A 20,381-nucleotide genomic window follows, 5' to 3' on the forward strand; every position below is an offset into this window, starting at 1 on the left:
GAGCGAGTTAGCGGTCGGCGGTTCGTTCGCGGGCCGCCTCGCACTTTTTGACCCGCGTCGCGAGCGCGAGAAACAGCGCGAGCAGCACGAACGTCGTCTCGCCCGCGGCGACGACTCCCAGCGCGTCGGCCCCGAGGAATAACGGCTCGTCCCGCGGGACGGGGATCACGGTGTGGTGGGGGTCGCCGACGATCGGGATGTGATAGTCGACGAGCAGGTTGCTGGCGTACCAGACGAGCGCGACGGCGACCCCCCAGACGGGGAAGTCGGTGATTCGGTGGAGGACGTACGCCTGGACGACCATCCCGAGGTGGCTCCAGAAGAGGAACTGGTACATCAGCGGGTGCAGCGGCGAGTAGGCGTCCGCGAACACGAGCAGCGTAAACGGCGTCCACAGACCGAGGACGATGTTTCCGAAGAAGGCGAGCGCGGTCAGCCACGGCTGCTCGTGGCCGAGTTTCCACGCGGCGATCGCGAGCACGATAAATAGCGTCGCCAGCGGGCTGTCGGGCACCCACGGCCACATCACCGTCGGCGTGGTGGCGAACTGGCCGGCGTAGTACCAGAATCCAAAGGCCGTCCCGGCGAGGTTGATCGCGACGATCAGCCACGCGAATCGTAGTCCGAGATCCTCGATCGTCTTCGGGAGGGGAGCGAGGTAGCTCGGCAACGGATCACGGTCGGGCAGCCCGGTCGGCGCGGTCATCTTTCGTATCAGCCGCGACGAACGGGGAACGCAAAATGGTAGCGGTTGTCCCGCGGCAGACGACGCCCGTAGCACTATTTTACTCGTCACCGTCCGGTCGGCTATGGCACTCGCGACCGGTGATCGAGAACGGCGGGAGCTCTCGACCGGCCACACGGTTTCGCTTCCGCTCGAGCTCGCGTTCGCGGTGGGCGTCGTCGTCGTCCCCGCCCGGCGCGAGCGCCTCGAGTCGGTTCTCCCGAACCCGCTCTCGTCGCTGGCGATCGCACCGGGCGTCGGCTGCGTTTCGCTCGTCGGCATCCAGTATCATCGCGTCGGTCCCTCCGAGCCCAGCTTCGAGCCCTACGACGAGTTCGCGGTTATCGTCCCTGCGGTCCGCGGGAGCCGAACCGACCTGCCGTTCGGACGACTCGCCGACGGGGAGATCGGCGGCTACGTCCACTGGATGCCCGTGACGACCGACGCGTCGGTCGCGCTCGGTCGCGAGATCTGGGGGTACCCGAAGGAGCGCGCCCCGATCACCGTGACGGACGGCCCGCGCGGCGTTCGAACCGTGGTCGGTGACGGCGACTCGAGCGAGGACGCGATCCGACTCGAGGTTACTCGACCGCGAACCGACGTGGAGCTTCGCGGGGTGACGCTCTCGAGTTTCACCGCCCGAGACGACGAGTTGACCCGGTCACGAATGCAACTTCGCGGCGAGGTTTCGATCGGCCCACCGGTCGGCACGCGCCTCGAGGTCGCGCCGGACTTGGCGTCGGAACTCGGACTGTGGAAGCGACCGCTCGTCCGGCTGACGGGGTCGCGAGTTCACGCGCGGCTGTTCGACTGGGAGCCGGTAGCGGCGCCGAGCCGCGCGGATTCGGCCCGATGAGATCGAAAAGCGACCATCCAGCGAACTCGAGTCACTGACGACGCGCTTCGGGTCCCGCTGTCAAAGGACACGCGTAAGTGGAGCGGATCCTAACGCCGCAGTATGACCGAGACCACCGATCTCGAGGAACTGCGGCGCGGAACCGACCTCGTCAAGCGCGGCTTCGCCCAGATGCAGAAGGGCGGCGTCATCATGGACGTCGTCAACAAAGAGCAGGCGCGAATCGCCGAGGACGCCGGCGCGGTCGCCGTCATGGCGCTCGAGGCCGTTCCCGCGGACATCCGCAAGCGCGGCGGCGTCGCCCGGATGGCAGACCCCGCGGACGTCGAGGGGATCGTCGACGAAGTGTCGATTCCGGTGATGGGGAAGTCCCGTATCGGCCACACGAAGGAGGCCCAGATCCTCGAATCCGTCGGCGTCGACATGATCGACGAGTCCGAGGTGCTCACCCCCGCCGACGACGCCTACCACATCGACAAGCGCGACTTCGCCGCACCGTTCGTCTGCGGCGCTCGCGACCTCGGCGAGGCGCTGCGACGGATCGGCGAGGGCGCGGCGATGATCCGAACCAAGGGCGAGGCGGGAACGGGCGACGTCAACCAGGCCGTCCACCACCAGCGGACGATCAAGGGCGCGATCCGCGAGTTGGAGGGGATGACCCACGAGGAACGCGAGGCCCTCGCCCGCGAGATCGAAGCGTCCGCGGAACTGGTCCACGAGACCGCCGAAATGGGCCGGCTTCCGGTGGTGAACTTCGCCGCCGGCGGCATCGCGACGCCGGCCGACGCGGCGCTCATGATGCACCACGAGTGCGACGGCATCTTCGTCGGCAGCGGGATCTTCGGCGCCGAGAACCCGCCCGAGATGGCCGAGGCGATCGTGGAGGCGACGAACAACTGGGACGACCCCGAAACCCTCGTCGAGATCTCGAAGAACCTCGGCAAGAGCATGAAGGGCGACGCGAACGCCGACCTGCCCGAGGAAGAGCAGCTGCAGGGCCGCGGCGTCTAACTGACGCCAGCGAGAACCGGTTTCGTATCCTGACTGTCCAGAACCGCAACTGATCGGCAAGCACGCCCGTTTTCTCCGTGTACAGCCTTCCGAGCTGTATGAGTCACGCGACGTCACCAACCACCTTCGAACAGCTGTCCGGTCAGGTCAAAGCAGGAACCGAGCGGTTGCTCCGGGAAACCGAGACCGAGGCATCGGACGAGACGCTGTCGACGACGGCAGCGGAACTGTGGGACGTGGTCGAGGAAGTCGAAGACGTCCTCGAGACGATCGACCTCGAGAAGCTGCCGGACACCGTCGAGGTATCGGCGCTCCCTGACCTCCTCGACCTCGGCGAACTTCCGAACGCGATCCGCGAGAACGATCCGGACCTGGCGCTGGACCTCAGCACGCTCCGGCACGCCATCAAACTGCGAGAGCTCTGGAACACCGTCGATCTCGTCGATTTCGGGAGGGAGATGCGACAGCTCAGGGCCGAACTCGAGGACGTCGTCGGGCCCGATGCGCTCGAGTCGAACGGCGATTCCGAAGCGGCAGCCGAAGTCACGAAGTTCGTCGACGAGGTGAAAGGGGACGCGACGAACGTGGCGTTTCAGCAGGAGACGAAAGAACGGATAGATGCGGCTCGAAACGCGGTCGTCGAAGGACACTCCAAATTTGAGGAACTGTACGAATCGAACCTGCGCGGATCCGGCTACGCCGGCCGACGACCGGTCTCGAACAACCCGACGGCTGTCTCGTCGGTCCCTCACGGCCCGCTTCCGGCTAGCGTTTCCACGAGGGTCTCGACCGTTCCGACGAACGTCCGGTACGCGAAGCTCGACGCGTCCCCGCGGATCTACAGCCGCCGCTGGAAGAGCGCTTCCAGACGTCCCTGACTACCACCACGTCTGCGGCGGCGGAACGATTTCAGTTCGGACGAGCGTCAGAAACGCGAGATAGGTTATCGCCGCGCCACAGCACAGCGACAGCACCGGTTCCGGGGCGACTCGAGCGCCGACCGCAGCAACGCCGATCGCAACCGCGAGCGACGCGAACTGGACGTCCCGCCGCTCCCAGTATCGACGCACGAGCGCGTACTCTCGAGCCGCGAGCAGTTCGAACGCGAGGGTCGCGAGACCGCCGACGAACAGAAAGGGCGGAGAGAGCGAGGCGTCGACGATGACGACGAAGCCAACCAAGACGGCGAGCGCGGCGAGCGCGAGCGTCGCGTCGGTTCGTGCACCCATCCGTACCCGGGTTACGCTTCGTCGCGGTAGAGCCGTGCGCCCTCGCCGACGGTCGTCTGGTAGGCTCGACTCTCGATTCCGGCGGCGTCGAAGGCGTCGATCATCGCCCCGGCGATGGCGCGCCGGTCGGGTTCGTGACAGACCGCGAGGATGCCCGGACCGGCGCCGCTGACGGTAACGCCGGTCGCGCCCGCCTCGAGCGCGGCCTCGCGGACCGCCTCGTAGCCGTCGATGAGCGCGGATCGCTCGGGCGTGACGATCTCGTCGTTCATCCCCGTTCCCACGAGGTCGGGATCGTCGCGGGTCATCCCGACGGTGAGCGTGGCGGCGTGGCCGACCGTGTCGACGACGGCCTCGATCGCGGCCGTCTTCGGAACGACGCCGCGCGCGTCCCGCGTCGAGACGCTCGTCTCGGGGAGACACGCGACGAGCGGAATATCCGCGTCGACCTGCGTCACGCCGTCGTCGGTGGCGATCGTGAAGCCGCCCAGCAGGGAGGGGGCGACGTTGTCCGCGTGGGCCTCGCCGGAGACCAGCGCCTCGCCCTCGGCGGCGATCGGGACGAGTTCCTCCCGGGACAGCCCCCGGTCGTACAGCGCGTTGAGGGCGACGGCCGCCGCAGCAGCGCTGGCCGCGGAGGAGCCGAGTCCCGAGGAGGGGCGAATCCCCTTGTCGATTCGGATTCGCGCGGGTGCGTCGAGCGCCTCCGCGACGGCTCCGACGGTGTTCTGTGCCGGGTCTTCGGGGATGTACTGACTTCCCGCCCCGGTGATCTCGATCGTCGTCTCCGAGGCGCGCTCGACCCGGACCACGTCGGCGGGCGTCCCGAGAGCGACGCCGAAGACGTCGAAACCGCTCCCGAGGTTCGCACTGGTCGCTGGAGCCCGCACGGTGAACATGTCGGTTTCTTCCGAGAGAACAGGCAAAAAGGTAGCGAACGACGGTGACCGCGCGCGTAATCGGTGATCGAGAGTTCGATTCGCGACCGCCTCGAAACGGAAATCAGCGACGAAAACCGCCGTTACTGCTCGTCACCGTCGCCGAAGGTGAACACTTCGTCCGATCCGTCCGCGTCCTCGGCGGTGTCGTCCGTAGTATCTTCGCCAACGTCGTGGTCGTCAGCCGCCTCCTCGAGTTCGTCGGCGACTTCGGCGAACGGATCGGGTCCCTCGTCTTCGGCGACCGTCGCGTCCTCGACCGCCCCGAGCTGATCGTCGTCGGGTTCGTCCACGCCGGTTGGCTCGAGCGCTAACGGATCGTCGGCGCGCGCGTCACCCTCGTCCGGTTCGACGGGATGGCCGGCGACCGGTTCGGCGTCGTCCGCCGGGATCACGGGTTCACCCTCGTTCGCAGTGTACTCCGAATCTGGAACGGAACCGGACGACAGTGTCGAATCGACGGAGGTGTCCGTCGGCTCCGATCCGGGTTCGTCGGCACTGTGTGACTCCGCCCGCACGGTATCGTGTGCGACTTCACCGGGAGCGACCGGCGGTTCGCCTCGTTCGTTATCCTCAGGGACCGGCCCCGCCGGATCGGCCGGCGATTCCCCCGCGGTTTCGGGAGCTACAGCGATCGACTCGCCGTCGCGCTCCGACGGAGCTGCGACGGTGTCGTCCTCCCCGTTCGCTCCGAGGAGTTCCTCCGCGCCGACCGACGAATTCTCGATCGACGACTCGTCGGTACCGGTTTCGAACCGGTCGAGCCCCTCCGAAAGCTCTGCAGCCTGCTCCGAGAGGTTCGACGCGGACTCCGTCACTTCCGTCAGCGCGGTGGTCTGCTCTTCGGCCGCTGCAGCCACGTTCTCGGACTCCGCGGACGTCTGGTCGGAGATCGACGCCGCGTCGTCGACCATGGCGACGACCTCCTGGGTCGACGCCGCCTGCTCCTCGGTTGCCGCCGAAATCTCCTGAACGCCGACGTTCGTTTCCTGTGCGAGGCCGGTAATCTCTTCGAGCGCCTCGACCGCTTCGCGCACCTGCTCGCTGGCGTCGTCGATCTGGTCGCTGGTGACCTCGACCTCCTCGGCGGACCGTTCGGTCCGCTCGCGGATCGCCTCGAGCCGATCTTCGGCCTCGTCGGCCGCCTCGGCGACGTCCTCGGAGAGGGCCTTGACCTCCTTTGCGACCACGGCGAACCCTTCGTCGTCGTCGCCGGACGCGGAGCGCGACGCCTCGATGTTGGCGTTCAGCGCCAGCATGTTGGTCTGACGGGCGATCTCGGAGATCGTTGCGATCAGTTCGTCGATCTGCTGGACCTCCGCTTCGAGCCGTCGGATCTCGCTGACGGCCTGCTCTGACTCGGTCTCGATCTCGTTCATCGCCGTGATCGCCTCGTGGGCGGCGTCCTGCCCCTCGCGGCCGGTTTCGGCCGTTCGTTCGGCGATGTCGGCGACCTCGTTCGAGGAGGCGGCGATCTCCTCGGTCGTCGTCGAGAGCCCGCTCATCTCCTGGTTGACCGACTGCAGGGACTGGTTCTGCCGGTCGGCGCCGTCGGAGATCTCCTGGACCGAGCCGGTAACTTGCTCCGAGGCGGAGCGGACCTCCTCGCTCGAGGCCGTGACCTCCTCGCTGGCGATCGCGACCGAGGTCGCGAACCGGTTCAGTTCGGCCACCGTCTGCTCGATTTCCTCGAGCATGTGGTTGAACTCCCGGCCGATCTCCGACATGACCTCGTTCTCGCTTTCGGCGTCCGCGCGGGCCGTGAGATCGCCGTCCGCGGCCGCGCCCATCACGTCACAGTACTCCGTCGCCTTCTCCTCTAAGTGGTCGTTGAGCTCCGCGACGCGCTCGCGTTCGCGTTCGGCCTCTTCCCTGGCGGCTTCCGCCTCGTCGATCTGCTCGCGCAACGCGACCCGCATCGAGTCGAAGCCCTCGTAGAGTCGGCCGATGTTGTCGATCCGTTTCGTCTCGAGATCGACCTCGAGGTTCCCCTCCTCCATCTCTCTCGCCTTGCTGGTGAGGCGGTCGGTCGCGACGGCCGTGTTGCGGCCGAGCACGGCACCGACGAGACCGATCAGGAGCACGCCACCCGCGGTCGCCATCATCCCGTACTGGTCGACGTCGTTGACGAACCCGTACGCCTCGTCCATCGAGGTGTGCATCAACACGATCCAGCCCATGTCGGTCGTGTGGTAGGCCGCGACGTAGCCGTCCGGTCCGAAGCCGTAGGGCTCGTCTTGAAGGGTAGCACCCGGCTGGTTGTCGAACGCCATCGCGCCGGAGCTGTTGGTGCCGTTCGCGGCGAGCGCCGCCTCGAGCAGGCCGTCGTCGTCGGCGTACTCCTGGCGGAACGCGTCCTCGGTGTAGTTATCGATCAGCGCGTCGCCGCCCGTCCCGGTGAACGTGTCGTCCGCGACGATCTCGCCGTTCGAGTCGATCGCCATCGTCACGCGTTCGCCCTCGACCGACTTGCCGAAGTCGGCCATCATGTCCTCGAGGTTGAACGTCATGACGATCGCCGTATCGTCCGACCCGCCGGTTTTGATGTAGTACGAGACGACGGGCGTGCCGTCGCTCTCGTAGGCCGCCGTCCGTTCGACGCTCGAAGCCGACAGGTCGTCGTCGATCGCCGCCGTCGCCGGGAAGTCCACGTCGTCGAGCGTTTCGGCGTCGTTCGTCGTGGTCGCTTCCAGTTCGTGGCTATCGACGTTCACGTAGTGAATCGCGGTCACTTGGTCGGAGAGTTCGAGGTGGAGACTGTTCAGATAGGATTGAATCTCCTCCTCGTCACCCGATTCAACGACCGGAGTGTTGGACGTACTCGCCGTTCGCCTGTCGTTCTGTTCGTTCCAGTTGTCGAGAGCCGTCGCCTCCTGCCCCGCGAGGGCCTCCTGGTCTTCCAGTGCGTTCTGCTCGACGCTGTCGGTGATCTGTGCGGTTCCGATAACCCCGATCAGACCGACCGACAGCCCGAGGATCAACAGTGCGATCCCGAACTTGACTGCGTACCTGCGCCGAATCGGCGCCGGCACCAGCCGTCGAAGGAACTCCATTGATAGCACACGGATCTCATCACCACTACATAAATGGTCAGCCTCCATTATTAGTATTGATAATCGGACGGGTACTTTCGAGCGCAAAAGCCACGTGGACCGTGTCACCACTCACCGCGTCGAATTCGAACGATACGTGCGCAGGAGTTTCCACTCAAACATCCGAGAGAACGAGCGAATACGCGTTTCGAGGTGACTCACTTCCTGACGCTCGCGCTGCAACTGCGAGCGATCGGCGGCGAAAGAGGCGGAGGATTTCTAATCGTCCGTCGTGGAGTCGACCGGTCGGTCCGTCTCGACGAACCGGTCGAGTCCCGAAGCCAGCGCCACCGAGAGGAGCATCCCGACGAGCGCGAAGCCCGCGATCATCACGAAAAACCAGCTCAGCGAGACGTCGAGGACGAACCCGCCGAGTGCGATACTGGCGGCGCCGAAACCGAACTCGCCCAGATAGGTGTAGCCGTAGGAGAGACCGCGACTGTCCGCCGGCGTGTAGACCGCGACCGCGTTCTGGTAGAACGGCTGGATGGCAAACAGGAAGAAGCCGAAGACCCCGCAGAGAGCGGCGATCGCCACCAGCCCCAGTCCGGTAACCGGAACGAACGTGACCGCCAGTACCACGAGCACGGCGAAGATAGCCGCCAGACCGCGAGCGGGCGGCACTCGGTCCGTTAGCTTGCCGCCGACGTACTGGCCGCCCATCCCGACGACCAGCAGGCCGACGTAGATGTAGAAGGACGGTTCGATTCCCTCGAGCCCCGTCGGGAGTGCCAGCCCCGCTATCGCGGGCAGTCCGTACAGGATCTCGGGGAGATAGGTGAGCATCCCCCGGTAGTACAGCCCTTCGAAGGTGACGATGACGAAGACGACGGCGAACGCGCTCGCGAAGAGGGCCTTCGAGTTCCCGACGAGCGTCGAGAGCGACAGCGCTTCGTCCGGGCCCGCGTCGACGTCGTCCTCGACGGCCGCGGTCGGCTCGAACTCCGCCGAGAGGCCGTAGAGGACGGCGAGAATTCCGGGAACGGCGAGCAGTGCGGCGACGAGTTGCCAGTCGAGGAAGATCAGCATGGTCGCGGCGGCGAACGGCCCGAGCGCGATGCCGGCGTTGCCGGCGATGCCGTGCCAGGCGAAGACGGTCCCGCGTTCCTCGACGCCGGTGCTGATGAGTGCCAGCCCCGCGGGATGGTAGATGCTGGCGGCGATCCCCCACAGCAGCAAGCCGAGGGCGACCATGTAGATCGAGGTGCTCATCGCGAGGACGACGAACGCGAGGCTCATCCCCGCGAGACAGAGCACGATGAGTCGTTTCGTTCCGTACCGATCCGCCAGGATGCCGCCCGGCAGGGCGCCGATCCCGAACGGTGCGTAGCCGAGCGCGACGACGAGTCCCATCAGGGCGACGGCGACGTCGAACTCGGCGAGCCAGACGACCAGAAAGATCGGAATCGCCGTCTCGAACCAGTGAACCAGCGCGTGGCCGGCCATCGTAAAGCCGGCGATCGAACGATCGTTTGCGTTCAGTGCCATCGAGTCAGTATCCGAACGGCGACGCGCCGAGTATTTAGCCGCTTGGATCCGCGACAACGATCCTCAGCCCGGCGGTTGGAGCCTGCTAAAACAGGTAGTCCCGCTCGAGATCCTGCGGGAGAATCACGTCGATTTCGCCGGCGGACTCGTACTCGTAGAGCAACTCGATCGTGGTTTCGAAGTCCTCGAGCAACTCGTCCTCGAGCCGGTGGTAGAAAAACGAGGTGATGCCGCGCATCTCGGCGGTTCGCTCGAGTTCGGTCGCCATCCGTTCGGCGCTCGGATCGCCGATGCGGGAGTTCAGGACGTGATTAACGTTGTATCCCTGGGCCGGGTGGCCGCCGCCGAAGCCGAGGTCGTGGTACTCGTCGATCAGTTCGAGCGTCGTCGCGTCGTAGGAGCCGTGGGGGTAGGCGAAGTAGCGAGCGCCCTCGTCGAACCCTTCGCTCTCGAGCCACTCCTTGCCCCGGCGGATCTCTTCTTCCTGCTCGGCCGGTTCGAGCTCCGCGAGTTCAGGGTGGTTGTAACAGTGGTTGCTGATGACCCAGCCGGCGTCGTGGAGTTCGTGCGCCTGGTCGACCGTGATCCGGGGGAAACCGCCGGGATCCGTCACGCCGGAGGTCTCGGCTTCGATCCGACCCGGGTTGACGAACGTCACCGCCGGATAGCCGTACTCCTCGAGAATCGGGAGCGCTTTCGTGTAATCGGTGACGTGGTTGTCGTCGAACTGGATCATCACCTTCCCCGTATCGGGCCGGGGAACGAAGTGGAGGTCGTCGAACCAGACGGTCGGTTCCCGACCCTCGTCCGTCCACATGTGCAGTTGCACTTTGCTGACGGTCGTGGGATCGAACGCGTCGTCGCCGCCGTCGACGCCGAAGTTGTACCGCATGAGCGGCAACTCCCCTCTCGATCCGCGGCGGTAGTCGATCCGGTTCCCGTCGGCGTCGAACAGGCGGAGCCACGGGAAGACGAACTCCGAACTCGCCATCGCGACGCCCGGAACGACGTCCGTGAGATCGAACGGCGACTCGTACTCGAGCGAGAGCCGCGTCGATCCCGACGCCGCAGGGATCCCGATTCGTGCGCTCTGGGAGCCGACGAGGACGCGGTCGGTCTCGGCGTTCATCGATCCGCCGTCGATCGACCAGCGAGAGAGGTCCTCGAAGTCGTCCGCCGCGTCGGGGACCAGCGGCTCCCGTGGTTCCGTGGAGTCAGAGTTCGTCTCGTCGTCGCTCGAGCCGTTTCGATTCGAGGTGGTGTCGGACTCGAGGGTTTCCGATCCGGCACACCCGGCGAGACAGACCGCCGACGCGGCCGCGAGGTACGCGCGTCGTTTCATGTACGAGGAACGGTCTGTCAGTCTCGGCTATTGTTATGGCCGCGTTTCTCCCGACGGCAGCGAATAAGGGGGTGGAAAACGATCGAGAGAACGGTTTCGCTCGCGTCAACAGTCGGTGATTAGACGGCGATCACTCCTCGTCGTCCGCGGTCTCGTCGACGCCGACGGCCTGCGAGACGTCGACGTCATCGGGCTCCCTCCGACCGCCGACGACCAGGTTTCCGTCCTCGGTTTCGACGTAGACGTCGTCGGCGAAGCCGCCCTCGGCGTACGGATGTTCGGGCTCGTCGAGTTTTTCCGGCGTCGACGGCGCCTCGGGGATTCCTTCCGGCGGTTCGAACTGCCCGAGCGGGTCGTCGATGGCGATGTCCCAGCGCTCGAAAAAGTCGCGGTGGCGGTCGTAGTGGTCGTCGAGTTCGTCCGTCGGGAACTCCATCATCTCGGTCCAGCCGTGGTTGTAGAAGTCGAAGTTGGCCTGAACGTGCGTGATCTCGCGCGCTTGTGCCTCCGAGTACCCTTCCTGGAGCGCGCGCAGGTAGGCGTCCATCGTCGCGTCGAAGAAGGCGTCGAGCCGTTCCGTTCGGTCTTCAGCGTGGGCCGGGTCGGCCTTCTTCGTGAATATTTTCGTGTGAAGTCTGACGAGGCCGGACTTGGCAACCGAGCGGACGACCGGCGTCTCGAGCGCCTTGCGAGAGGCGAAGTGACGCGCGTTCTGACGGATCTTCATGTCCGGATGTAGGGAAGCGATCCCCAAGAGCAGTTCGGAGGGGGCGAAGGTGGCTGCAACACCACGGTGCTCGAGCGTTTACGGCCGTTCTCGGTCGCGAGCGCCGGACGAATCCGAACGGTTACAGCCGATAGCGTACAACGGGCGGGACAGTTCGGTTCGGCACAGAAAATAAACGAGATAGCAATCCACTTTAACCCTCATTACGAACGGTCACGATATGACCGAGTACGTCATCATCGGTGACGGGATCTCGGGCAGTTCGGCTGCCGAGACCCTCCGGGAGGAAGACCCGGAGTCTTCGATTACCGTCATCACCGATGAGGGGGAGCCACTGTATAATCGCATTCTGATCAAAGAGCACGCGAAAGGGAAGCTCCCGGAGGCCCCGATTTCGATCCACGACGAGGGCTGGTACGAGGAACGCGACATCGACCTCTCGCTTAACACTCACGTTACTGGCCTCGACACCGACGCGAAGACGGTGCACACCCACGAGAGCGAGGACATCTCCTACGACAAACTGCTGATCGCGACCGGCGGGACGCCTACGCAACTGCCCGTCGACAACAGTGACGCCGACGGAATCCACCACTTCTGGACGTTCCAGGACGCTCGCAGGATCCGCGAGAGCGCGGAGGACGCCGACGAGGGAGTGATCGTCGGCGCCGGACTCCTCGGAATCGACTTCGCCGCCGTCTGTGGTGCACAGGGCGTCGAAGGGAAGTATCTCATGCGCGGCGACCGCTGGTGGCGCTACGCGCTCTCGGACGAGGGTGCAGAGATCATGCACGAGGGGATGCGCGAGAAGGGCGTCGAGCCGGTTTTCGACAGCGGTGTCGACCACTTCGAGACCGACGACGACGGTTGCGTCAACGCCGCCGTCGATCCGAACGGTGACCGTTACGAGTGTGACTTCGCCGGCGTCGCTATCGGCCTGACGTTCAACACCGAGTACCTCGGGAACGTCGGACTCGAGCAGAACAACGGCATCGTCGTCGACGAGTACATGCAGACGAACCTCGAGGACGTCTACGCCGCCGGGGACATCACTCGCTTCTACGACGTCTTGCTCGGCGAACAGGCCCAGAACGGCTCGTGGGGCTCCGCGAAGGAACAGGGCCGGGTCGCCGGCATCAACATGGCCGCAGACGACGAGGCCGAAGGGTTCGAGTGGGTCTCCTCGTACTCTATCACGCACTTCGACTTCCCCTTCCTCTCCTTTGGCCACCCGACCCTCGGCGACGAGTACGCCGAGCGAAAGTACAGCGACACCGAGTGGCGCCGCGTCGCCTTCAAGGACGGCAAGATCGTTGGCGGCGTTCTCATCGGCGACCTCTCGCCACAGAGCAAGTTCAAACAGCTGATGCGCGAACAGCGCGTCGTCTCCGATCAGGCGGAGGTGTTGCTCGAGCAGACCGTCGATCTCGACAACCTCGCGCCGCCACAGGAGCAGTAGCGCGAACCCGACGATTCACTCGTTTTCCGGCTGGTTTCGAGGGGAACCACCGTACCCGATCAGTCGATCCGCGTCGACGGTTCGACAGAAAACGTAACTCGCCGGAGGGCGTTTGGTACTGTCATGAACGCCAACGAGTGGCACTACCGGTCGATCCCTCACGCTCAGGCGGTCGGTCGCTGCGGCGGCAACCGTCCGGCACGTCGGCCAGTTCGACGAGGAGACGCTGGTCGCGTTCTACCGGGCGCTCGAGGGCGCTCGTTCGCCGGTTGCGACTGAAACCGACCTCGAGCCGGAGCGATCGTCGCCGCCACCGACTACTACCGGGCGAGGCGACGTAACCGCCACGAGCGGCGATTCTTCCGTCGTTGGACGTATCGAAGCCGTTTTCCCCCGCGCGCGTTTTCGATACCGTATGAACGGCGGTAGCGACATGACCCTGGCGTTCGAGCTCGAAGCACTGAAAGAGCTCGCCTCGCCCGAGAGCGTCTTCGAGGACGCCAGAGGGTGGAGCGAGTACATCGGCGTCGTCTCCGAGAAACCGACCTACGTCGTCACGAACTACACGCGAAAGAACCGCATCCGGCAGGACTTCTTCTCCGGCCCCCGCGGGAAACGCGAGAGTCTCGAGGCCGTCAAGGACCAGTTCGACACCGATCGGCACGTCCTGATCGGCGCCAGCGACGAGGACGAGCAGCTGGCCGAGGACGTCGACTGGGAGTACCTCCCCGTCGAGGACGCCGCCGACGCGGCCGACTGGATCCTTGCGACGAACGTCGAGGACGAGGAGGACGACGCCGAACCGGTCCGAGACGACTGGCCCTGAGACCGGCTCCGGAGCCGGATCGATTCTGCGGCTCAATTCTTTCCGATTTCCTCGCGTCGTCGGAGCGTCTGCGCCGTCGGGAGCGTCCACCCGTACGCAACCGCGGCCATCCGCGCCAGAACGGTCGCCGCGGCGCACGCGATCGCGGCGGTACTCCCGGCGACGCCGCCGAGCGTCGTTCCCAGGTAAACGGTGCCGCCGAGCACCGCACAGCTGGCGTAGAAGTCATCGAACAGGATGAACGGCGACCGGTCCAGAAGAACATCCGCGATCGCGCCGCCGCCGACCGCGTTGATCGTCGCGACGGCGACGACGCCGAACCCCGAAACGCCGGCGTCGACGGCCACGATCGCGCCGGCCGTGGTGAACGCGGCGAGTCCGACCCCGTCGGCGAACAGCGTAATCGGGTGATCGTCGGGGGCCTCGAGAACGAGGTGCAGTCCGATCGCCAGGGTAACGCCGACCGTTCCGAGAGCGATCTCGCTCGTCGACTGGAGCGCCAGCGGGATGCGTCCCACGAGGACGTCCCGCGTCGCACCCCCGGCGAACGCCGTGGCGAGTCCGACGACGGTGACGCCGAACAGGTCGAACTTCTCGCGTATCGCCTTGGTCGACCCGACCAGGGCGAACGCGATCAGGCCGATCGCGTTCATCACGACGAACGGGTCGAACGCTTCCGCGACGAACTCCTGACTCATTATCTCGGAACACGCGGGACCGGCTCTTGAGGGCTGCGTCTCGGCTCGATTCCACGGCGGCCGAACCCGCGCTCTCGAGTCGTCGACCTTTTACTGTCGCCGAGCGAACTACGTCCAATGGCAGAGCCCCGCGTACCGGGTTCCGGCGGCGACGATCGGCTCGAGCTCCCCTGTGGGGAAACGCTCGACCCCCACGAGATCGACCTCGGGATGCGCGAGTACACCTGTTCTTGCGGCGAGTCCCACGCCGTCGTCACCGACGTCCACCCGCCCTCTCGGTTCTTCCCCGAGTCGTTCGTGGTCGTCCTCCAGGAACTGGTCGAGACCGACGACGAGTTCGACGAGTTCGGGACGCCGCACTTACTCGGCGTCGTCATGGAGGAGTTTCCGGAAGCCGTCGTCACCCACGACGCCAGCGACGACGGCGCCGTCGGCTACTCGATGCTGTGGGTGACGGACTTCGACTCTCGACGGCTCCACGAGATCGTCGTCGAACTCGTCGTCGAACTGATGGAGCACGCGATCAGCCACGCCGAGGACGACACCGCGATCTCGGAATTCGAATCGCAGATGCTCGAGTTCGACGTCGGCGAGTTCGTCGAGCAGTACCGCCGGCAGCGGGAGTTCGAGAGCGAGCACGACCGGGCGCTCTAGACGCAGTTTTCGATCGATTCAGTGCCGTCAGGACGCGCCGACCGGTGCCCGAGTTAAGTCGATCGGCGGCGTCGAATACCTATGTCTAGCGCGGATCGTCCCGGCGACGAGCCGGTTCAACACTCGTGGCCCGAACTGACGTGTTACGGCTGCGGACCGGCGAACGACGAGGGACTCCAGTTGCAGAGCTACCGCTCCGAGGACAAAGAGGCGCTCGTGACGACGGTCGAGCCCGAGGAACTGTTCACCTCCGGCGCGCCGAACGTCATGTACGGCGGTCACATCGCCTCTCTCGTCGATTGCCACTCCATCTGGACCTCGATCACGTTCGCCTACGACGCCGAGGACCGGCCGCTGGGGAGTTCGCCGCGAATCGCGTACGTAACTGCAGAGCTCTCGGTCGAGTATCTGAAACCGACCCCGCTCGATCGGCCGGTACACCTCACCGCGCGGATCGACGGCGAGATCGGGCGAAAGACGGTCGTCCGGAGCGAACTCGGCCCCGAAGGCGAAACGACCGCGAGAGGAACGGTACGAGCCGTCAGAGTCCGCCCGCCGGATCTCGAGGGGCACCATCAGGCGGATCGAACCTGACTCTCTACCGTATTCGGTACCGCTCGTCTCGGAGGAGGAACGAACTGTCGCTCGTCGCGTTGGATCGTCATCTCACACGGACGACGTTGCGCTCATTGGGGTCAAGTAGCACCCCGCGGCAATTCTGAAGTATTTCGCCCGTATTGGCGAACCAATGGTCGACGCGAACGACGACCCGATCGAACTCGTCGCGTCTAGAGGCGAGACGTGGAGCGAGCGGTTTGCCGCCGAACGCGAGCGCGTGTACGACGCGTTATCGGCCGGCGGACTCAAGGCCGACCGTGAACGGATCGAACACGTCGGCTCGACCGCCGTCCCGAACCTTGCCGCGAAGGATATCGTCGACCTCGATATCGTCGTCGCCGACGACGCCGTGAGCGAAGTCTCGCGAACGCTCGTCGACGAGCTGGGCGGTACTCGCGTCGAGAACTCCGAGCAGTGGCACCCCGTCTTTCGCGAGCACGACGGCCAGCGGTTCAACGATCACGTCTTTGCGGCGTCCAGCGACGGCTGGAGGGTCAGCGTGATCACGTGCGACGTCCTCGCGGCGCGGCCGGACCTCCGCGCGGAGTACGAGCGACTGAAACGGGACCTCGCCGCCGAACACGACGACCTCGTCGCCTACTCCGAGGGCAAGTCGGCGTTCGTCCGGCGCGTTCTCGAGGTCGCCCGGACTGACGACGACCTGACGTTCGATTTCGCCGTTCCCGCGGGAAACTGAGTTCCGCTCGATCGGCCGGTTCGGCGACTCGTTTCGGGAGCGGACGGCGACCCGTTCGGTTTTCGGGACGCGCGGCCGGTGAGAACGTGCATACGTCGGTCGCTCGTACGACCGGTATGATTCGGCGCGCCGTGCTCCGGCTCGCTGTAGGGATCGCTCCGCTCGCGGGTGGGTGCGCGGGGAATCGCTCCTCGTCCCCTCGCGGAGGAATATACGCTGACGCCGGCAGATACCGACGACTGGATGGTACGAGAGACGAGCGTCGCGCGACCTCGCCGGCGATACGTCGTTTCGGTGGAGACGGCCGAACGAACGCAGGAATACGAATGGAAGGTTCCACCGCGGACCGGAGTTTTGAATATCGAAGTTGGAGCCAACGCGATCCGGTTTCAATTCGATCCCGGGGAAGGCTGAGAACCGGGACGCGTAGAACCAGCGCACCGCCGACGCTCTCGCCCCGTACGGGAACCGTCAGCCGATGTTCCGGATCCGAACTGAGCGAAGCACCGATCGCCGCCTATTCGAATTTCGAAATCGAGTTACGAGAATCGTATCGTTTCGTGGGGCTTATTACGATGTACGAACTTCGGACGGACAGGACCAATGAGTACGGACCACCAGGGCGACGGTGACGCCACAGGGGACGGACGCACGATCCTGCTGATCGGCAGCGGGCCGATCCAGATCGGACAGGCCGCCGAGTTCGACTATTCCGGCGCGCAGGCCTGCCGAGCGCTTCAGGAAGAGGGTGCTCGAGTCGTCCTCGTCAACTCGAACCCTGCGACAATCATGACGGATCCGGAGATGGCCGACCGGGTGTACATCGAACCGATCACGACCGAGGCCATCGCGGAGATCATCCGCGAGGAGAACCCGGACGGCGTCATCGCCGGGCTGGGCGGCCAGACGGGACTGAACGTCACCGCCGAACTCGCCGAGGAGGGCGTGCTCGACGACTACGACGTCGAGATCATGGGGACTCCCCTCGATACGATCTACGCGACCGAGGACCGCGATCTCTTCCGCCAGCGCATGGAGAAGATCGGGCAGCCGGTCCCCGCGTCGACCACGATCGCGCTCGACGAGGGCGAGGAGGTCTCGGAACTGACCGAGGCGGACCTCGAGGAACGCGTCCAGGCGGCCGTCGACGAGGTCGGCGGCCTGCCGGTCATCGCCCGCACGACCTACACGCTGGGCGGCTCGGGATCGGGCGTCGTTCACGAGTTCGACGAACTCCTCCGTCGCGTTCGCAAGGGACTGCGCCTCTCGCGCAACAGCGAGGTCCTGATCACGGAGTCGATCGCGGGCTGGGTCGAGTACGAGTACGAGGTGATGCGGGACGCCGACGACTCCTGTATCATCATCTGCAACATGGAGAACATCGACCCGATGGGGATCCACACCGGCGAGTCGACGGTCGTCACGCCCTCCCAGATCGTTCCCGACGAGGGCCACCAGGAGATGCGCACCGCGGCGCTGGACGTCATCCGCGAGCTGGGCATCCAGGGCGGCTGTAACATCCAGTTCGCCTGGCGCGACGACGGCACGCCGGGCGGCGAGTACCGCGTCGTCGAAGTGAACCCGCGCGTCTCGCGATCCTCGGCGCTCGCGTCGAAGGCGACCGGCTACCCGATCGCTCGCGTGACCGCGAAGGTCGCCCTCGGGAAACGGCTCCACGAGATCACGAACGAGATCACCGGCGAGACGACCGCGGCCTTCGAGCCCGCGATCGACTACGTCGTCACCAAGGTGCCGCGCTGGCCCAAGGACAAGTTCGACGACGTCGACTTCGAGCTGACGACGGCGATGAAATCGACCGGGGAGGCGATGGCCATCGGCCGCACCTTCGAGGAGTCGCTGCTGAAGGCCTTACGCTCGAGCGAGTACGAGCCCGACGTCGACTGGGCCGACGTCTCTGACGAGGAACTCGAGGAGCGCTACCTCGAGCGTCCCTCCCCCGACAGACCGTACGCGATGTTCGAGGCCTTCGAGCGCGGCTACGACGTCGAGAAGGTCGTCGAGCTGACGGGCATCTTCGAGTGGTACACCGAGCGGTTCGTCCGCATCGCGGAGTCGACCCGCGCCGCCCAGGAGGGCGACTTCACCGAGGCCGCCATCGCCGGCCACACCAACGCGACGATCGCCGCGACGGCGGGCGGCGACGTCGACGTTGACACGGTCGAGCAGGAGGTGCCCGGCCGCACCTACAAGCAGGTCGACACCTGCGCCGGCGAGTTCGCCGCGGAGACGCCGTACTACTACTCCGCGCGCAAGTCGGAGTTCGAGTCGGGGCCGCTCGAGGGTGCGGCCGCCGCGGGCGAACTCGAGGTCGACCGCGACGTCGAGAGCATCATCGTGGTCGGCGGCGGCCCGATCCGGATCGGACAGGGCGTCGAGTTCGACTACTGTTCGGTCCACGCGGTCCAGGCGCTGCGCGACATGGGCATCGACGCCCACGTCGTCAACAACAACCCCGAAACCGTCTCGACGGACTACGACACCTCCGACGGCCTCTTCTTCGAGCCCATAACTGCGGAAGAGGTCGCTGACGTCGCCGAGGCGGCCGACGCCGACGGCGTGATGGTCCAGTTCGGCGGCCAGACGTCGGTGAACATCGGCGATCCGCTGCAGGACGAGATCGACCGCCGCGGGCTCGACTGCGAGGTCGTGGGGACTTCCGTCGAGGCGATGGACCTGGCGGAGGACCGCGACCGGTTCAACGCGCTCATGGACGAACTCGGCATCGCCCAGCCCGAAGGCGGCGCCGCCCACAGCAAGGAGGAAGCGATGAAACTCGCCCACGAGATCGGCTACCCGGTGCTCGTGCGCCCCTCCTACGTGCTCGGCGGCCGCGCGATGGAAGTCGTCTACGACGACGAGGAACTCGAGCGCTACATCGAGGAAGCGGTCCGCGTCTCGCCGGACAAGCCGATCCTCGTCGACGACTTCCTCGAGGACGCGGTCGAACTCGACGTGGATGCCGTCGCGGACGGCGAGGACGTCCTGATCGGCGGCGTGATGGAACACGTCGAGGCCGCGGGCGTCCACTCTGGCGACTCAGCCTGTATGATCCCGCCGCGTTCGCTCGACGACGAGACGCTCGCCCGCGTGCGCGAAGTGACGGAGGATATCGCCAGCGCGCTCGAGACGGTCGGACTGCTGAACGTCCAGCTCGCCGTTCGTGACGGGGAGGTGTACGTCCTCGAGGCGAACCCGCGCTCCTCGCGCACGGTGCCGTTCATCTCGAAAGCCACCGGCGTCCCGATCGCCAAACTGGCGGCCAAGGTCATGGCCGGCAACTCGCTCGCCGACCTCGCGGTCGAGGAGCAGATCCCCGAGCAGACCTCGATCAAGGAGGTCGTTCTGCCGTTCGACCGCCTGCCGGGCTCCGATCCGCGTCTCGGTCCGGAGATGAAATCCACAGGCGAGGTCATGGGCAGCGCCGACTCCTTCGGCAGAGCCTACGACAAGGCCCAGGACGCGACCGGCAAGCCGATCCCCGAATCGGGCACCGCGATCATCGACCTCTCGGCCGACAAGTTCCCCGATCCGGACACCGATGCGGGCGAGGAACTGGTCGAGGGCTTCACCGACCACTTCGATCTCTGCGAGGAGATCGACCTCGTACGGGCCGTCAAGGAGGGCGGCGTCGACCTCATCGTCTCGCGGGACCGCGACCTGCTCGAGATCGCCGTCGAGGAGGATGTTACCTACTTCTCGACGCCCGCGAGCGCGAAGGCCGCACTCGAGGCGCTCGAGGCGAAGGACGAGCCGATCGACGTCCAGCCGATCACCGAGCGGCCGAAGCGGGTCGGCGAGTGGGGCCGCTCGAACTGATCGGTCCGCAGTCCAACTGATTCGACAGCGAGCTGACTGCTGATTACTCGTCTATTCAGCCGGAGGGCGTACCGCTGCGGTCGGACCACAAGTGTTGCACCCGCGAGCGATCGACGGGAGCGGGCGGCCTCCTCGCGAGTGAAGCGAGCGAGGGTTCGGAAGCGCTGCACGCTTCCGGTATTTTT

At 65.8% G+C, this 20,381-nt stretch carries 17 protein-coding genes; 9 read left to right on the plus strand and 8 right to left on the minus strand.

Features of this window, described 5'->3' with window-relative positions; all coding sequences use genetic code 11:
- Nucleotides 1-7: 7 nt before the first annotated feature.
- Nucleotides 8-706, minus strand: a complete 699-nt coding sequence (locus NED97_RS16120; RefSeq protein WP_252488038.1) for a DUF1405 domain-containing protein — start codon at nt 704-706, stop codon at nt 8-10.
- Nucleotides 707-809: 103 nt separating this feature from the next.
- Here NED97_RS16120 and NED97_RS16125 point away from each other — a divergent pair, with 103 nt between their 5' ends.
- The 3 genes from NED97_RS16125 (at nt 810) to NED97_RS16135 (ending at nt 3,469) form a co-directional block, all read left to right on the plus strand.
- Complete coding sequence (locus tag NED97_RS16125) at nt 810-1,580, plus strand: acetoacetate decarboxylase family protein (RefSeq protein ID WP_252488039.1); 771 nt, start codon at nt 810-812, stop codon at nt 1,578-1,580.
- Nucleotides 1,581-1,682: 102 nt separating this feature from the next.
- Nucleotides 1,683-2,591: a pyridoxal 5'-phosphate synthase lyase subunit PdxS gene (gene pdxS / locus NED97_RS16130; protein WP_252488040.1), complete on the plus strand. Its 909-nt coding sequence runs from the start codon at nt 1,683-1,685 to the stop codon at nt 2,589-2,591.
- A 98-nt stretch (nt 2,592-2,689) separates the two neighbouring features.
- Complete coding sequence (locus tag NED97_RS16135) at nt 2,690-3,469, plus strand: hypothetical protein (protein ID WP_252488041.1); 780 nt, start codon at nt 2,690-2,692, stop codon at nt 3,467-3,469.
- On the opposite strand, the gene NED97_RS16140 is transcribed toward NED97_RS16135, so the two are convergent.
- From NED97_RS16140 to NED97_RS16165, 6 genes are all read right to left on the minus strand, one after another.
- The gene (locus NED97_RS16140; protein WP_252488042.1) at nt 3,470-3,820 is read right to left on the minus strand and encodes a hypothetical protein; all 351 of its coding nucleotides are present in this window, start codon (nt 3,818-3,820) and stop codon (nt 3,470-3,472) included. It abuts the gene before it with no gap.
- An 11-nt stretch (nt 3,821-3,831) separates the two neighbouring features.
- The gene (locus NED97_RS16145; RefSeq protein ID WP_252488043.1) at nt 3,832-4,719 is read right to left on the minus strand and encodes a homoserine kinase; all 888 of its coding nucleotides are present in this window, start codon (nt 4,717-4,719) and stop codon (nt 3,832-3,834) included.
- Between the two features lie 122 nt (nt 4,720-4,841).
- Nucleotides 4,842-7,811 (minus strand): methyl-accepting chemotaxis protein, encoded by a 2,970-nt coding sequence (locus NED97_RS16150; protein WP_252488044.1) that lies wholly within the window; start codon nt 7,809-7,811, stop codon nt 4,842-4,844.
- Nucleotides 7,812-8,069: 258 nt separating this feature from the next.
- Nucleotides 8,070-9,338 carry an MFS transporter gene (locus NED97_RS16155; protein ID WP_252488045.1) on the minus strand — a complete coding sequence of 423 codons (1,269 nt, stop codon included), beginning with the start codon at nt 9,336-9,338 and terminating at the stop codon, nt 8,070-8,072.
- Between the two features lie 85 nt (nt 9,339-9,423).
- Nucleotides 9,424-10,680: a polysaccharide deacetylase family protein gene (locus NED97_RS16160; protein ID WP_252488046.1), complete on the minus strand. Its 1,257-nt coding sequence runs from the start codon at nt 10,678-10,680 to the stop codon at nt 9,424-9,426.
- Between the two features lie 130 nt (nt 10,681-10,810).
- On the minus strand, nt 10,811-11,407 hold the full coding sequence (locus tag NED97_RS16165) for a DUF6149 family protein (protein ID WP_252488047.1): 597 nt from the start codon (nt 11,405-11,407) through the stop codon (nt 10,811-10,813).
- 220 nt (nt 11,408-11,627) lie between these two features.
- On the opposite strand from NED97_RS16165, the gene NED97_RS16170 reads away from it, so the two are divergent.
- Together NED97_RS16170 and NED97_RS16175 are read left to right on the plus strand one after the other, a co-directional pair.
- Nucleotides 11,628-12,866, plus strand: coding sequence for an NAD(P)/FAD-dependent oxidoreductase (locus NED97_RS16170; protein WP_252488048.1), 1,239 nt, complete (start codon nt 11,628-11,630; stop codon nt 12,864-12,866).
- Nucleotides 12,867-13,281: 415 nt separating this feature from the next.
- Complete coding sequence (locus NED97_RS16175; protein ID WP_252488049.1) at nt 13,282-13,692, plus strand: DUF7124 domain-containing protein; 411 nt, start codon at nt 13,282-13,284, stop codon at nt 13,690-13,692.
- 32 nt (nt 13,693-13,724) lie between these two features.
- Here NED97_RS16175 and NED97_RS16180 read toward each other — a convergent pair whose 3' ends face one another.
- Nucleotides 13,725-14,390, minus strand: a complete 666-nt coding sequence (locus NED97_RS16180; RefSeq protein WP_252488050.1) for a trimeric intracellular cation channel family protein — start codon at nt 14,388-14,390, stop codon at nt 13,725-13,727.
- 117 nt (nt 14,391-14,507) lie between these two features.
- Here NED97_RS16180 and NED97_RS16185 point away from each other — a divergent pair, with 117 nt between their 5' ends.
- The 4 genes from NED97_RS16185 (at nt 14,508) to carB (ending at nt 20,196) form a co-directional block, all read left to right on the plus strand.
- Nucleotides 14,508-15,044, plus strand: a complete 537-nt coding sequence (locus NED97_RS16185; RefSeq protein ID WP_252488051.1) for a DUF5815 family protein — start codon at nt 14,508-14,510, stop codon at nt 15,042-15,044.
- 81 nt (nt 15,045-15,125) lie between these two features.
- Nucleotides 15,126-15,638 carry a PaaI family thioesterase gene (locus tag NED97_RS16190; RefSeq protein WP_252488052.1) on the plus strand — a complete coding sequence of 171 codons (513 nt, stop codon included), beginning with the start codon at nt 15,126-15,128 and terminating at the stop codon, nt 15,636-15,638.
- Between the two features lie 154 nt (nt 15,639-15,792).
- Nucleotides 15,793-16,359, plus strand: coding sequence for a GrpB family protein (locus tag NED97_RS16195; RefSeq protein ID WP_252488053.1), 567 nt, complete (start codon nt 15,793-15,795; stop codon nt 16,357-16,359).
- Nucleotides 16,360-16,962: 603 nt separating this feature from the next.
- Entirely contained in the window at nt 16,963-20,196 is a 3,234-nt protein-coding gene (carB, locus tag NED97_RS16200) for a carbamoyl-phosphate synthase large subunit (RefSeq protein WP_252488054.1), read from the plus strand.
- The last annotated feature ends 185 nt before the right edge of the window (nt 20,197-20,381 follow it).

It is taken from the genome of Natronococcus sp. CG52 (assembly GCF_023913515.1).
In the GTDB taxonomy this organism is placed as follows: Archaea; Halobacteriota; Halobacteria; order Halobacteriales; family Natrialbaceae; genus Natronococcus; species Natronococcus zhouii.